Annotated in this window: 13 protein-coding genes and 1 riboswitch; of the genes, 10 read left to right on the top strand and 3 right to left on the bottom strand. The window is 56.5% G+C overall.

Features of this window, described 5'->3' with window-relative positions:
* Nucleotides 1–8: 8 nt before the first annotated feature.
* Nucleotides 9–1,073 carry a uroporphyrinogen decarboxylase gene (gene hemE / locus ACQG2Q_RS01330; RefSeq protein WP_058677637.1) on the bottom strand — a complete coding sequence of 355 codons (1,065 nt, stop codon included), beginning with the start codon at nucleotides 1,071–1,073 and terminating at the stop codon, nucleotides 9–11.
* 38 nt (nucleotides 1,074–1,111) lie between these two features.
* Nucleotides 1,112–1,885 (bottom strand): NAD(+) diphosphatase, encoded by a 774-nt coding sequence (gene nudC / locus ACQG2Q_RS01325; RefSeq protein WP_022646710.1) that lies wholly within the window; start codon nucleotides 1,883–1,885, stop codon nucleotides 1,112–1,114.
* A gap of 95 nt (nucleotides 1,886–1,980) precedes the next feature.
* Here nudC and ACQG2Q_RS01320 point away from each other — a divergent pair, with 95 nt between their 5' ends.
* From ACQG2Q_RS01320 to ACQG2Q_RS01275, 10 genes are all read left to right on the top strand, one after another.
* Nucleotides 1,981–2,478, top strand: coding sequence for an Rsd/AlgQ family anti-sigma factor (locus tag ACQG2Q_RS01320; RefSeq protein WP_023299075.1), 498 nt, complete (start codon nucleotides 1,981–1,983; stop codon nucleotides 2,476–2,478).
* A 54-nt stretch (nucleotides 2,479–2,532) separates the two neighbouring features.
* Nucleotides 2,533–2,642: riboswitch (TPP riboswitch) on the top strand.
* 78 nt (nucleotides 2,643–2,720) lie between these two features.
* Nucleotides 2,721–4,616 carry a phosphomethylpyrimidine synthase ThiC gene (gene thiC / locus ACQG2Q_RS01315; protein ID WP_063850457.1) on the top strand — a complete coding sequence of 632 codons (1,896 nt, stop codon included), beginning with the start codon at nucleotides 2,721–2,723 and terminating at the stop codon, nucleotides 4,614–4,616.
* A complete protein-coding gene (gene thiE, locus ACQG2Q_RS01310; RefSeq protein WP_022646707.1) occupies nucleotides 4,616–5,257 on the top strand; it encodes a thiamine phosphate synthase in 642 nt (213 codons plus the stop codon). The genes thiC and thiE overlap by 1 nt, the downstream gene beginning before the upstream one ends.
* Nucleotides 5,244–5,999 (top strand): thiazole biosynthesis adenylyltransferase ThiF, encoded by a 756-nt coding sequence (gene thiF / locus ACQG2Q_RS01305; RefSeq protein ID WP_063850458.1) that lies wholly within the window; start codon nucleotides 5,244–5,246, stop codon nucleotides 5,997–5,999. The genes thiE and thiF overlap by 14 nt, the downstream gene beginning before the upstream one ends.
* Nucleotides 5,983–6,183, top strand: coding sequence for a sulfur carrier protein ThiS (gene thiS, locus ACQG2Q_RS01300; protein WP_023305244.1), 201 nt, complete (start codon nucleotides 5,983–5,985; stop codon nucleotides 6,181–6,183). Before thiF ends, thiS begins: the two co-directional genes overlap by 17 nt.
* A 1-nt stretch (nucleotide 6,184) precedes the next feature.
* The gene (thiG, locus tag ACQG2Q_RS01295; RefSeq protein WP_023299071.1) at nucleotides 6,185–6,952 is read left to right on the top strand and encodes a thiazole synthase; all 768 of its coding nucleotides are present in this window, start codon (nucleotides 6,185–6,187) and stop codon (nucleotides 6,950–6,952) included.
* Nucleotides 6,952–8,085 (top strand): 2-iminoacetate synthase ThiH, encoded by a 1,134-nt coding sequence (gene thiH, locus ACQG2Q_RS01290; protein WP_022646704.1) that lies wholly within the window; start codon nucleotides 6,952–6,954, stop codon nucleotides 8,083–8,085. The genes thiG and thiH overlap by 1 nt, the downstream gene beginning before the upstream one ends.
* A gap of 333 nt (nucleotides 8,086–8,418) precedes the next feature.
* On the top strand, nucleotides 8,419–9,960 hold the full coding sequence (locus ACQG2Q_RS01285) for a sensor domain-containing diguanylate cyclase (RefSeq protein ID WP_063850459.1): 1,542 nt from the start codon (nucleotides 8,419–8,421) through the stop codon (nucleotides 9,958–9,960).
* 180 nt (nucleotides 9,961–10,140) lie between these two features.
* Nucleotides 10,141–10,449, top strand: a complete 309-nt coding sequence (locus ACQG2Q_RS01280; RefSeq protein ID WP_010425948.1) for a PTS sugar transporter subunit IIB — start codon at nucleotides 10,141–10,143, stop codon at nucleotides 10,447–10,449.
* Complete coding sequence (locus tag ACQG2Q_RS01275) at nucleotides 10,449–10,766, top strand: PTS lactose/cellobiose transporter subunit IIA (RefSeq protein WP_003862327.1); 318 nt, start codon at nucleotides 10,449–10,451, stop codon at nucleotides 10,764–10,766. Before ACQG2Q_RS01280 ends, ACQG2Q_RS01275 begins: the two co-directional genes overlap by 1 nt.
* A gap of 115 nt (nucleotides 10,767–10,881) precedes the next feature.
* On the opposite strand, the gene rpoC is transcribed toward ACQG2Q_RS01275, so the two are convergent.
* Nucleotides 10,882–15,105, bottom strand: a complete 4,224-nt coding sequence (rpoC, locus tag ACQG2Q_RS01270) for a DNA-directed RNA polymerase subunit beta' (RefSeq protein WP_023299069.1) — start codon at nucleotides 15,103–15,105, stop codon at nucleotides 10,882–10,884.
* Nucleotides 15,106–15,164 lie beyond the last annotated feature (59 nt).

The following is a 15,164-nucleotide window of genomic DNA, read 5'->3' as shown; positions in this document are numbered from 1 at the left end:
ACCACTCCTTACTTGTGATACTGGGCAGAAAGCCGATGCACCGCCTCCACAAATACGCCAGCGTGTTCTGGCGGTACATCCTGATGAATACCGTGACCGAGGTTGAAGACGTGGCCTTCGCCCTGGCCGAAACCAGACAGTATAGTCGACACTTCTTCTTCGATACGGGCAGGCTGCGCATAGAGCATGGACGGGTCCATGTTGCCCTGGAGCGCCACTTTATCCCCCACACGACGACGCGCATCGGCAATATCAGTGGTCCAGTCGAGGCCCAGCGCATCACAGCCGGTGGCCGCCATCGCTTCCAGCCACTGACCGCCGCCTTTCGTAAACAGCGTTACCGGCACGCGACGGCCTTCGTTTTCACGCAGCAGACCATCGACAATTTTGTGCATGTAGTACAGGGAGAACTGCTGATAATCACGCCCGGTCAGCACGCCGCCCCAGGTGTCGAAAATCATCACCGACTGCGCGCCCGCTTTAATCTGCGCGTTGAGATAGAGCGTGACGCTCTTCGCCAGCTTGTCGAGCAGGGCATGCAGGGCCTGCTGCTCTGCGTACATCATCTTTTTGATGACGGTAAAGGCTTTGCTGCTGCCACCTTCCACCATGTAGGTTGCCAGCGTCCACGGACTACCGGAGAAGCCAATCAGCGGCACGTCGCCTTTGAGCTCGCGGCGGATGGTGCGCACGGCGTTCATCACATAGCCCAGCTCGCCTTCCGGATCGGGGATCGGCAGCTTATCAACGTCGGCTTTGCTTTTGATCGGTGAGGTAAAACGCGGCCCCTCGCCGGTTTCGAAATAGAGCCCCAGGCCCATCGCGTCCGGAATGGTAAGAATGTCCGAAAAGAGAATGGCGGCATCCAGCGGGAAGCGGCGCAGCGGCTGGAGCGTCACTTCACAGGCCAGCTCGGCGTTTTTGCACAGCGACATAAAATCGCCCGCCTGCGCGCGCGTGGCTTTGTACTCTGGCAGATAGCGTCCCGCCTGGCGCATCATCCACACCGGGGTGACATCAACGGGCTGGCGCAGCAGCGCACGCAGATAACGATCGTTCTTCAGTTCGGTCATTTTGCAGTTCCTTATTGCGTCAGTCCGTCAGTGTAACACTACTCATACTCGGCCCGACACATTGCCACGGTATCTTCTATCAGGCGACGCGCCACCGTTCCCGGCGGGGGCAGCAGCGGTAAATCGTCGTAGCGATACCAGTTCGCCTCCAGCAGCTCTTTCTGATCGATAACAATCTCGCCGCTGTCGTATTCCGCCATAAACGCGGTCATCAGGGACATCGGGAACGGCCACGGCTGCGACGTCACATAGCGCAGGTTTTTCACCTTAATGCCGCTCTCCTCCATCACCTCGCGCGCCACCGCCTGTTCCAGCGTTTCGCCGACTTCCACGAACCCGGCGAGGACGGTGTGAATGCCGTTGCGATGGCGGGTATGCTGCGCCAGCAGGATGGAATCATCACGGCGGATGGCGACAATGATGCACGGTGCGATTTGCGGGTAGTAACGTTCACGGCAGTGGCCGCAGAGCAGCGCCCATTCGGTTTTGCTCGGGTGCATGGTGTGGCCGCAGTAACCGCAGTATTTGTGCGAGCGGTAAAACTCCGCCAGCTGTACGCCGCGCCCCGCCAGCTGGAACAGGCCGACGTCCAGATCCAGCACCTGACGTACGGATCCCATATCCTGACGGCGCGCCTGTTGGATCAACCACACGGGATCGCCCTGCCACTCGCCGATCTTCAGCGCGGACTGGCCCACCAGATCGAACGTTTCCGCGGCACCGTAGGGCAACTCTCCTGAGGGCAGCCATAATTTTTGTTCGTGGCTGACGATCCACCAACCCAGATCTGATTTTTCAATAATACGATCCATATCTATTGCACTACCTTCGCTTCACTGACATGTTGTTAGCATTGTGGTTACATTTTGGATAAGCAGATCCCATTTTAAACCTTATGGAGTCGACCATGTTAAACCAGCTGGAAAGCCTGACTGAGCGCGTTGGAGGAAGTAACACCCTGGTGGATCGCTGGCTACATGTGCGCAAGCATCTCCTTGTGGCGTATTACAATCTGGTTGGTCTTAAGCCTGGCAAAGAATCCTTTATGCGACTCAATGAAAAAGCGCTGGACGACTTTTGTCAGAGCCTGGTCGACTACCTCTCCGACGGCCATTTCAACCTTTATGAACGCATTATCCGCGAAATGGAAGGGACAACGCCGTATTTAGCGGCCAGCAAACTCTGTCCGCTGCTGGAAGCCAACACCCAGCAGATCATGGACTACTACGATTCCACGCTTGAGAATGCTATCGATCACGATAACTATCTTGAGTTTCAGCAGGCGCTTTCCGACCTTGGCGAAGCACTGGAAGAGCGATTCACGCTGGAAGACAAGCTCATCGCCCTCGTGCTGGACAACAACCTGACTATCAGCACCAGCGATAACGTTGCGCGCCCTGCTTGAGTTCTTAATCGTTAACGAGTAATTTACAACCATTCGCCCCTCTGCGGAGGGGGATTTTTCTTGTCGGAGTGCCCAGTGTGAAAGCACGGGCTGAGACCGTTAATTCGGGATCCGCGGAACCTGATCAGGTTAATACCTGCGAAGGGAACAAGAGTCACACTGCTGTTGTATCGCCCTGAGGCGATCTTCTCTTGCTTCATCCGTCGTCTGACAAGCCATGTCCTTCACATCTGGAATGAGCTATGTCTACAACAAAACTGACCCGCCGCGAACAGCGCGAACACGCACAACGCTTCATCGACACCCTGGAAGGCACCGCTTTCCCGAACTCAACGCGCATCTACATCACCGGTTCACAGGCCGATATCCGCGTGCCGATGCGCGAAATCCAGCTCAGCCCGACGCTTATCGGCGGCAGCAAAGAGCACCCGCAGTTTGAAGACAACGAAGCCGTGCCGGTGTATGACACCTCCGGCCCGTACGGCGATCCTGATGTTGCTATCAACGTGCAGCAGGGTCTGGCAAAGCTTCGCCAGCCGTGGATTGACGCCCGTAACGACTGCGAAGAACTGAGCGTGCGCAGCTCGGCGTACACCAACGCGCGCCTGGCCGACGACGGTCTGGACGAGCTGCGCTTTACCGGCCTGCTGACGCCGAAACGCGCTAAAGCGGGCAAATGCGTAACCCAGTTGCACTACGCGCGACAGGGTATCGTCACGCCGGAGATGGAGTTCATCGCCATCCGCGAAAACATGGGCCGCGAGCGCATTCGCAGCGAAGTGCTGCGCCACCAGCATCCGGGTGAAGGGTTTGGCGCTCGCCTGCCGGAGAACATCACGCCGGAATTCGTGCGTGATGAAGTAGCCGCCGGGCGCGCGATTATTCCCGCCAACATCAACCACCCGGAATCCGAGCCGATGATTATCGGCCGCAACTTCCTGGTGAAGGTCAACGCCAACATCGGCAACTCTGCCGTCACCTCTTCCATCGAAGAAGAGGTGGAAAAGCTGGTCTGGTCGACGCGCTGGGGCGCGGACACGGTGATGGACCTCTCCACCGGCCGTTACATTCACGAAACCCGCGAATGGATCCTGCGTAACAGCCCGGTTCCGATTGGCACCGTTCCGATTTATCAGGCGCTGGAGAAGGTAAACGGTATCGCCGAAAACCTCACCTGGGAAGCGTTCCGCGACACGCTGCTGGAGCAGGCGGAACAGGGCGTGGACTACTTCACCATTCACGCGGGCGTACTGCTGCGCTACGTGCCGATGACCGCGAAGCGTCTGACCGGTATCGTCTCACGCGGCGGTTCGATTATGGCGAAATGGTGCCTTTCCCATCATCAGGAAAACTTCCTCTACGAGCACTTCCGCGAAATCTGCGAGATCTGCGCCGCTTATGACGTTTCTCTGTCGCTGGGCGACGGCCTGCGTCCTGGCTCCATCCGTGACGCGAACGACGAGGCGCAGTTTGCCGAGCTGCACACGCTGGGCGAGCTGACCAAAATCGCCTGGGAGTACGATGTGCAGGTGATGATTGAAGGCCCGGGCCATGTACCGATGCAGATGATCCGCCGCAACATGACCGAGGAGCTGGAGCACTGCCACGAAGCACCGTTCTACACCCTGGGGCCGTTGACCACCGATATTGCGCCGGGCTATGACCACTTCACTTCCGGGATCGGCGCGGCGATGATCGGCTGGTTCGGCTGCGCCATGCTCTGCTACGTGACGCCGAAAGAGCACCTCGGGCTGCCAAACAAAGAGGACGTGAAGCAGGGGCTGATCACCTACAAAATTGCCGCCCACGCGGCGGATCTGGCGAAAGGCCATCCGGGCGCGCAAATTCGCGACAACGCCATGTCCAAAGCGCGCTTTGAATTCCGCTGGGAAGACCAGTTCAACCTGGCGCTGGATCCGTTCACCGCCCGCGCCTACCACGACGAAACCCTGCCGCAGGAATCGGGCAAAGTCGCGCACTTCTGCTCCATGTGTGGGCCGAAGTTCTGCTCGATGAAAATCAGCAAGGAGGTGCGCGACTACGCCGCCGCGCAGACCATTGAAGTCGGCATGGCAGACATGTCCGAAACCTTCCGCGCCAAAGGCGGCGAAATCTACCTCAAAAAGGAGGAGGCGTAATGTACCAGCCCGATTTCCCACCTGTCCCCTTCCGCTTAGGGCTTTACCCGGTGGTGGACAGCGTGGCGTGGATAGAGCGCTTGCTGGAGGCAGGCGTTCGCACCCTCCAACTGCGCATCAAGGATAAACGCGACGAAGAGGTGGAGGCCGATGTGGCCGCCGCTATCGCGCTGGGACGTCGCTACCACGCCCGCCTGTTTATCAACGACTACTGGCGGCTGGCGGTTAAACACCAGGCGTACGGCGTGCATCTGGGACAGGAAGATCTGGAAACGACCGATCTCAACGCAATCCGTGACGCCGGTCTGCGGCTGGGCGTTTCCACCCACGATGATATGGAGATCGACGTGGCGCTGGCGGCCCGCCCCTCCTACATCGCCCTCGGCCACGTTTTCCCGACGCAAACCAAACAGATGCCGTCTGCCCCACAGGGTTTGGCTCAGCTGGCAGCCCACGTTAAGCGCCTTGCCGATTACCCCACCGTCGCCATCGGCGGGATCAGCCTTGAACGTGCGCCCGCCGTGCTGGAAACCGGCGTCGGCAGTATCGCCGTCGTCAGCGCTATCACCCAGGCCGCAGACTGGCAGGCCGCCACCGCACGGCTCTTACAACTGGCAGGAGCAGGCGATGAAAGATCGTGATTTTATGCGCTACAGCCGCCAGATCCTGCTGGAGGATATCGCCATTGACGGGCAGCAAAAGCTGCTCGCCAGCCGGGTACTGATTGTCGGTTTGGGTGGCTTGGGCGCGCCCGCCGCGCTGTATCTGGCCGGGGCGGGCGTGGGAACGCTGGTACTGGCCGATGACGATGAGGTACACCTCAGCAACCTGCAACGGCAAATCCTCTTCACGACAGAAGATGTTAACCAGCCTAAAGCACAGGTTACGCGCAAGCGGCTGAACCAGCTTAACCCCGATATTGAACTGGTTGCGCTCCAGACGCGGCTGAGCGGAGAAGATCTGCAACGCGAAGTTGCCCTTGCCGACGTGGTGCTGGACTGCACGGACAATATGGCAACGCGTCAGGCCATTAATGCGGCCTGTGTTGCACAGAACACGCCGCTGATCGCCGCCAGCGCGGTCGGTTTCGGCGGGCAGATAATGGTGCTTACGCCGCCGTGGGCGCAGGGCTGCTACCGCTGCCTGTGGCCGGACGAGGCTGAACCGGAGCGTAACTGCCGCACGGCTGGCATTCTTGGGCCGGTGGTGGGCGTGATGGGTACCCTTCAGGCGCTGGAAGCCATCAAGTTGCTCAGCGGCATGGAAACAGAGCGCAACACGCTCCGGCTGTTCGACGCCCGTTCCAGCGGCTGGCGCCATCTGGCGTTAAGCCGCGCCAGCCGCTGCCCGGTATGCGGAGGCCGCAATGCGCATTCTGTTTAACGATGAGCCGATGACGTGCGACGACGATCTCACCGTTGCCGCCCTGCTCGACACGCTGCGCCAGATGAAGCCGGGAACGGCGCTGGCGCTCAATCAACAGATCCTGCCGCGCGAGCGGTGGGAACATCAGCAGGTCAATGAAGGCGACCAGATCCTGCTGTTTCAGGTTATCGCAGGGGGCTGAGATGTTACGTATTGCCGACAAAGTCTTTGATTCACATCTGTTTACCGGAACCGGAAAATTCGCCTCCCCGCAGCTAATGGTGGATGCTATTCGTGAAAGCGGCAGCCAGCTGGTGACGCTGGCGATGAAGCGCGTGGATCTGCGTCAGCACAACGATGCCATACTTGCGCCGTTACTGGAGGCAGGCGTGACGCTCTTACCCAATACCTCCGGTGCGAAAACGGCCGAGGAAGCAATTTTCGCTGCGCATCTGGCCCGGGAAGCGCTCGGCACCTGCTGGCTGAAGCTGGAAATTCATCCGGACGCCCGCTGGCTGTTGCCCGATCCGATCGAAACCCTGAAAGCGGCAGAGACGCTGGTGCAGCAGGGATTCACCGTTCTGCCCTACTGTGGTGCCGATCCCGTGCTGTGTAAGCGTCTGGAAGAGGTCGGCTGCGCGGCCGTGATGCCGTTAGGGGCGCCCATTGGCTCCAACCAGGGACTGGAGACCCGCGCGATGCTGGAGATCATCATCGAGCAGGCGACCGTGCCCGTGGTGGTGGATGCGGGCATCGGCGTACCCAGTCATGCCGCGCAGGCGCTGGAGATGGGGGCCGATGCGGTGCTGGTCAATACCGCGATTGCGGTGGCCGACGACCCGGTGATGATGGCGCGTGCGTTCCGCCTTGCCGTGGAGTCCGGTCTGCTGGCACGACAGTCCGGCCCCGGCTCGCGCAGCTTTCAGGCGCAGGCCACCAGCCCGCTGACCGGTTTTCTGGAGGCACTCTGATGGCTACCTTTACCGATCGCTGGCGTCAGCTTAACTGGGACGATATTGCCTTACGCATCAACAGTAAAACCTCTGCGGACGTAGAGCGGGCATTAACAGCCCGGCATGTGACCCGCGAGGATTTGATGGCCCTGCTTTCTCCGGCAGCCAGCGCATACCTTGAACCGATGGCGCAGCGCGCGCAACGCCTTACCCGCCAGCGCTTTGGCAACACGGTGAGCTTTTACGTGCCGCTTTATCTCTCTAATCTGTGCGCCAACGACTGCACCTACTGTGGCTTCTCAATGAGCAACCGCATTAAGCGTAAAACGCTGGATGAGCATGAGATCGCCCGCGAGTGTGCGGCTATTCGTGAGATGGGTTTTGAACATCTCTTACTGGTGACGGGTGAACATCAGGGCAAAGTGGGGATGGACTATTTTCGCCAGCATCTTCCGGCCATCCGCCGCGAATTTGCCTCATTGCAAATGGAAGTGCAGCCTCTGTCGCAAGAGGAATATGCGGAACTGAAAACCCTTGGGCTGGACGGCGTAATGGTTTATCAGGAAACCTACCACGAGGCGACCTATGCCCGACATCACCTGAAAGGGAAGAAGCAGGATTTCATCTTCCGGCTGGAAACGCCGGACAGGCTGGGGCGCGCCGGTATCGATAAAATTGGGCTGGGCGCGCTTATCGGTCTGTCCGACAGCTGGCGGGTTGACTGCTATATGGTGGCAGAGCATCTGCTGTGGCTACAGCAGTACTACTGGCAAAGCCGCTATTCCATCTCATTTCCACGGCTGCGTCCGTGTACGGGAGGCATTGAACCCGCCTCGCTGATGGATGAGCGCCAGCTGGTGCAAACCCTGTGCGCATTTCGCCTGTTCGCGCCGGAAGTGGAATTGTCGCTCTCCACGCGTGAATCCCCCGCGTTTCGCGACCGCGCGATCCCTCTGGCGATCAACAACGTCAGCGCCTTTTCCAAAACGCAGCCGGGCGGTTACGCGGACGATCGCCCGGAACTGGAACAGTTTGCACCGCACGACGGACGACGGCCCGACGCGGTGGCGGAAGCCCTGACTGCACAGGGGCTACAGCCCGTGTGGAAAGACTGGGACAGCTGGCTGGGAAGAGCTTCGCATTTGCGCTGAAACCGCCTGCAACAACGCGGAAAGGTTACGAGATGGCTCGTAATATCAACGCCGGGCGATTGAGGAGATCTGCCCGGTTTTATTAGGATTAACCACGTCAGCAACGGACGCTGACCAGGGTGAAAATGCTTCTTCCTCGTTTCGCCCTGCCCTCCGCCCCTTAAACAAAATTTCAATTGATAAAATAAATACGTCGTTTCTTATCTACTCTTAAGATAAATCAACCCGTCGGAAATCGCTTTCTGTATAATTTACTACCAGCAATCTGACAGCGACTATGCTGAGGATATCGACAGACGCAACGCGTCTACCATCTGGATTGATGCACAACTCATGGCACTCCACAGTAAAAAGCTCTCTTTCACCCGACCAATTATGGTCAGCTTCGCGGGGATTCTGTTCAGTTTCGCGATAATCGCGATTCTGGTCATCCTTTCACAACGGAAGGATTTTATTGAGGATTATCATAAAATTAATGGTAACTTCACCCATAATCTGGCGGTGAACTATACCGAATCCATTCTGCGAGAAAACGACTATATTCTTGGTCGCGCTGCGATGTACTACGCCCGTGAAGACAGAGTGAATCAGACGATAAATATCGATCCAGCACAGGGTTTGCAGATGTTAATGCATTTGCAGAACCTGATGCCGACGGTGTCGTCTATCTCTCTGGCGGACACCGAAGGGCACCATCTGCGCGCGCCGGAAGTACTGCCAACGGAGAAGAGTAGGTCGTTCGACGCACGAACACGCCCATGGTTTATCGGGCAAGCGGAAGCCAGCAACTTTCCTCACTATACCCGCCCCTATCTGGACTATTTCACCCAACATCCTACGGTCACCCTCTATAAACCGGTCATTTCACCGGAAGGCCGTCTGAAGGGCACGCTCGCTTTCCATCTTGATTTAACCTCCATGGGGTATACCCTGCGCCAGATGGTGGCACCGGTTCAGGGTGAGTTTTTTGTCGTGGAACGTGACGGCGCCGTTGTGCTGCATCCGGACACGGGGGCGCTCTTTAAGCAGTACGTAAGCGAAGCGCTGATGGACAAAATGACCAGCGGCGAAGGGCATCTTTTCGACCCCAAAAGTAAAACCTGGTATTACTACTACTCTTTCACCAATCCGGACTGGTTTGTGATTTATCGGGTCTCCGATGCCACGCTTTCCGTCATCACCCGGCATGAAACCACCGTCGTCGGCTGGGGATTTGCGCTGGCGGCAATCATCATCATTCTGTTCGGGCTCTACCTGCGCCATGCCTCGCGTTCTGTGCTGATGAACATTATCAACGCCATCAAAACCGGAGACGTCAATCAGGCGCCACGTCTTGAGGCGATGCTCAGCCATACCATTCGAACCAATAAGGAACGTGAGATGGCCTATGTCCGTCAGGCCACCCATGATGCGCTGACAGGCTGCAAGAACCGCCGTGCTTTCGACAACGATGTGGATGAGCTGCTGACCGCTCATCAACCCTTCGTTCTGGCACTGGTCGATATCGATAACTTCAAATCTATTAACGACACCTGGGGCCACCTGAGCGGGGATATTGTTCTGCGCAGCGTGGCGCGCGAAGGTATTCAGATCATGCAGCCGCACCACGTTTCCGTTTACCGCTACGGTGGGGAAGAGTTCGGGGTGATTTTCCCGGCCGAGCTGATGAACTCCGCGCACGCGCTACTGGAAGCCTGGCGCACCGCCGTGGAAAAACGGACCTGGCGGGAAGAGAACCTGCGAGTAACCTTCAGCGCGGGGGTGGGAGAGTGGCACTTCGAACCGCTGGAACAATTTATTGGTAGCGTAGATGAAGCGCTGTATACCGCTAAACAACAGGGTAAAAACCGCATCGTAAGCACGGCCAGCCGATAATATCCTTCCTGAGATTCCGCCCGTTAAGACGGGCAGAATGCTTTCATGTATAAAATTGTAACCGGTTTCAGAAAAATGCCGATTTCTTTGTGATGCCTGACACACAATCGCGGTAAAGCGGTTGTTGAAGCGGTCTGCGCGGGATAATTATCAATAAACACATGTAGATCGAGGCTGACTATGAAGAACATCGTTTTATGCTGTGCAGCGGGAATGTCAACCAGCATGCTGGTTCAACGTATGAAAGATGCCGCGCAGAAAAAAGGAGTCGAAGTAACCATTAAAGCCGTTCCGGTCGCGGAGTTCAAAGATAACATCGCGACGGCTGATATCGTATTACTGGGGCCACAGGTTAAATACGAACAGGCAAAACTCCAGGCGCAGGCCGATCCGCTCGGAAAAAAGGTCGCGGTTATCGACATGATGGATTACGGCATGATGAAAGGTGATGCCGTACTGGAAAAAGCGCTCAAACTTCTGGAGTCATAATGGAAGACTTAGAAACTACAATCATGGAGCTACTGGTCAATGCAGGTGCGGCGCGCAGTGCGGCCCTGACAGCGTTGCAGATGGCGCGAAAAGGTGACTTTGACGAAGCCGAGAAAGCGATGGAAGAGTCGCGTGAATATGTGAAACATGCGCATACGATCCAGACGCAGCTCATCGGTCTTGATGAAGGGACAGGTAAACTTCCGGTTAACCTGATCACCGTTCACTCTCAGGATCACCTGATGAACGCGATGGTCATTCAGGATCTGGCGGGCGATATGATTGAGCTTTATCGACGCATCCCGTTAGTGAATTGAAGACATACAGACGTAAAAAAACCCGCCGAGGCGGGTTTTTTATTGTCGGGTGACGCTGCGCTTACCCGACCTGTGATTCATATGCCCGGTAATTTTACCTACCGGGCATCAACGATTACTCGTTGTCGGAACCGCCCAGACCTGCGTTCAGCAGTTCTGCAAGGCTCGCGGATGCATCTTCGGCAGTCACCTGCGGTGCAGCTGGCAGTTCACCCGCTGCACGACGACGCATACGATCCTGGTGGTACGCATAACCGGTACCGGCCGGAATCAGACGACCCACGATAACGTTCTCTTTCAGACCGCGCAGTTCATCACGTTTACCTGCAACAGCCGCTTCGGTCAGGACACGAGTGGTTTCCTGGAACGATGCAGCAGAGATGAAGGACTCGGTTGCCAGAGACGCTTTGGTGATACCCAGCAGATCGCGTGCAAAGGTCGCACCGATTTTGCCGTTCGCTTCCAGATCGCGGTTAGCGATCTTAACGCGTGAGTATTCAACCTGCTCGCCTTCCAGGAAGTCGGAGCTGCCCGCGTTTTCGATGGTTGCTTTACGCAGCATCTGACGAACGATAACTTCGATGTGCTTATCGTTAATCTTAACGCCCTGCAGACGGTATACGTCCTGTACTTCGTTAACAATGTAACGAGTAACAGCATGCACACCACGCAGACGCAGGATGTCGTGCGGCGCTTCTGGACCATCGGAGACCACGTCACCACGTTCCACGCGTTCACCTTCGAACACGTTGAGCTGACGCCACTTAGGAATCATCTCTTCGTACGGCTCGCTGCCATCTACTGGCGTGATAACCAGACGGCGCTTACCTTTGGTCTCTTTACCGAAGGAGATGATACCGCTGATTTCAGCCAGGATAGCAGGCTCTTTCGGACGACGTGCTTCGAACAGGTCCGCAACGCGTGGCAGACCACCGGTGATGTCCTTGGTACCGCCGGATTCCTGAGGAATACGCGCCAGGGTGTCACCAGAGCTGATCTGTACGCCATCTTCCAGCTGTACAATCGCTTTACCCGGCAGGAAGTACTGCGCAGGCATATCGGTGCCAGGGATCAGAACGTCGTTACCCTGAGCATCAACGATTTTCAGTGCAGGACGCAGATCTTTACCACCGGTAGTACGTTCAGCAGAATCCAGAACCACCAGAGAAGACAGACCGGTCAGCTCGTCGGTCTGACGAGTAATGGTCTGGCCGTCGATCATGTCAGTGAAGCGGATGAAACCACTTACTTCGGTGATAACCGGCATGGTGTGTGGATCCCAGTTTGCTACGGTTTCGCCGCCGGCAACCTGCTCGCCATCACCTTTCGCCATAACCGCACCGTAAGGCACTTTATAGCTCTCTTTGGTACGACCGAATTCGTCGATCAGCTTCAGCTCGGTGTTACGAGAAGTCACAACCAGCTTGCCTGCGGAGTTAACAACAGACTTCGCGTTGCTGAGCTTGATGCTACCTTTGTTTTTCACCTGGATGCTGGATTCAGCAGCCGCACGAGATGCCGCACCACCGATGTGGAACGTACGCATCGTCAGCTGTGTACCCGGCTCACCGATGGACTGTGCTGCGATAACGCCGATAGCCTCACCTTTGTTGATGATGTGGCCACGCGCCAGGTCACGACCGTAGCAGTGCGCACACACACCAAAGTCGGTGTCACAGGATACAACGGAACGCACTTTCACAGAGTCAACAGAGTTCGCTTCCAGCAGGTCACACCACTGTTCGTGCAGCAGAGTGTTGCGTGGAACCAGAATGTCTGCGGTGCCCGGCTTCAGGATGTCTTCCGCGGTCACACGACCCAGTACGCGATCGCGCAGCGGCTCTTTAACATCACCACCCTCGATAACCGGGGTCATGGTGATACCTTCGAGGGTGCCACAATCGTCTTCGGTGACGACCAGATCCTGCGCAACGTCAACCAGACGACGCGTCAGATAACCGGAGTTCGCCGTTTTCAGTGCGGTATCCGCCAGACCTTTACGCGCACCGTGCGTGGAGATGAAGTACTGGAGTACGTTCAGACCTTCACGGAAGTTCGCGGTGATTGGCGTTTCGATGATGGAGCCATCTGGCTTCGCCATCAGACCACGCATACCTGCCAGCTGACGAATCTGTGCCGCAGAACCACGCGCACCGGAGTCGGCCATCATGTAGATGCTGTTGAAGGAGACCTGCTGCTCTTCTACGCCGTCACGGTTAATCACGGTTTCGGTTTGCAGGTTATCCATCATCGCTTTGGATACACGATCGTTCGCCGCAGCCCAGATATCGATAACTTTGTTGTAACGTTCGCCTGCGGTTACCAGACCAGACTGGAACTGCTCCTGGATCTCAGCAACTTCAGCTTCCGCTTCAGAGATGATCTCGTGTTTCTTCTCTGGGATGACCATGTCATCGATACCAACAGATGCACCTGAACGCGCTGCATAAGCAAAGCCGGTGTACATTGTCTGGTCAGCGAAGATAACGGTCGGCTTCAGGCCCAGAATGCGGTAACAGGTGTTCAGCATTTTGGAGATCGCTTTCTTGCCCAGCGCCTGGTTGACGATGGAGAAAGGCAGACCTTTCGGTACGATCATCCACAGAATCGCACGGCCAACGGTCGTGTCTTTCAGGCTGGTAATCGCCACGAATTCGCCGTTTTCATCTTTTTCGTATTCGGTGATACGCACTTTAACGCGCGCATGCAGAGAGGCCAGGCCAGCGCGATAAATACGCTCAGCTTCTTTCGGGCCAGTCAGCACCATGCCTTCGCCTTTGGCGTTAACACAGTCACGGGTCATATAGTACAGACCCAATACAACGTCCTGAGAAGGAACGATGATAGGTTCACCGTTCGCTGGAGACAGGATGTTGTTGGTAGACATCATCAGCGCACGCGCTTCGAGCTGGGCTTCCAGCGTCAGCGGTACGTGAACAGCCATCTGGTCACCATCGAAGTCGGCGTTATAGGCCGCACAAACCAGCGGGTGCAGCTGGATCGCTTTACCTTCGATCAGGACTGGCTCAAATGCCTGGATACCCAAACGGTGCAGAGTTGGTGCACGGTTCAGCAGTACCGGGTGTTCGCGGATCACTTCGTCCAGGATATCCCAAACGACAGCTTCTTCACGCTCAACCATTTTCTTAGCGGCTTTGATGGTGGTGGCCAGGCCACGCAGTTCCAGCTTGCCGTAGATGAACGGTTTGAACAGCTCCAGAGCCATTTTCTTAGGCAGACCGCACTGATGCAGACGCAGGTATGGACCTACGGTGATTACAGAACGACCGGAGTAGTCAACACGCTTACCGAGCAGGTTCTGACGGAAACGACCCTGCTTACCTTTGATCATGTCGGCCAAAGATTTCAGAGGACGTTTGTTAGAACCGGTGATCGCACGACCGCGACGACCGTTATCCAGCAGGGCATCTACCGCTTCCTGCAGCATACGTTTTTCGTTGCGTACGATGATGTCCGGCGCAGCCAGATCCAGCAGACGTTTCAGACGGTTGTTACGGTTGATCACGCGACGGTACAGATCGTTCAGATCCGACGTTGCGAAACGACCACCATCCAGCGGAACCAGCGGACGCAGATCTGGCGGCAGAACCGGCAGAACGGTCAGGATCATCCACTCTGGTTTGTTACCAGACTGTACGAACGCTTCCAGCAGTTTGATACGCTTGGTCAGCTTTTTACGCTTGGTTTCGGAGTTGGTTTCGTTCAGCTCTTCGCGCAGAGTTTCACACTCTTGCTCCAGATCCATGCTCTTCAGCAGGGCCTGGATAGCTTCCGCACCCATCTTCGCGTCGAATTCGTCACCGAACTCTTCCAGCGCGTCCAGATACTGTTCTTCGGTCAGGATCTGGTTACGTTCCAGATTCGTCATCCCGCCTTCGATCACAACATAAGATTCGAAGTACAGAACACGTTCGATATCGCGCAGTGGCATATCCAGCAGCAGGCCGATACGGGACGGCAGAGATTTCAGGAACCAGATGTGAGCAGTTGGAGACGCCAGCTCAATGTGGCCCATACGCTCACGGCGTACTTTGGTCTGGGTCACTTCAACGCCGCACTTCTCACAGATCACACCACGGTGTTTCAGGCGCTTGTACTTACCGCACAGGCACTCGTAGTCTTTTACTGGCCCGAAAATACGCGCACAGAAAAGGCCGTCACGCTCAGGTTTGAACGTACGGTAGTTGATGGTTTCCGGCTTTTTAACTTCACCAAAAGACCATGAACGGATCATGTCTGGCGAAGCCAGAGCAATTTTGATCGCATCAAACTCTTCGGTTTTAGTCTGCGCTTTCAGAAACTTTAATAAATCTTTCACGGATTTGCTCCCGTCGGAGTTAGCACAATCTGGTGTCGGGGGTTAACCCGACACCAGTG

This window comes from Enterobacter cloacae complex sp. 370H10, from assembly GCF_050031535.1.
GTDB lineage: Bacteria > Pseudomonadota > Gammaproteobacteria > Enterobacterales > Enterobacteriaceae > Enterobacter > Enterobacter intestinihominis.
This window is presented reverse-complemented; position numbering and strand designations above follow the sequence as displayed.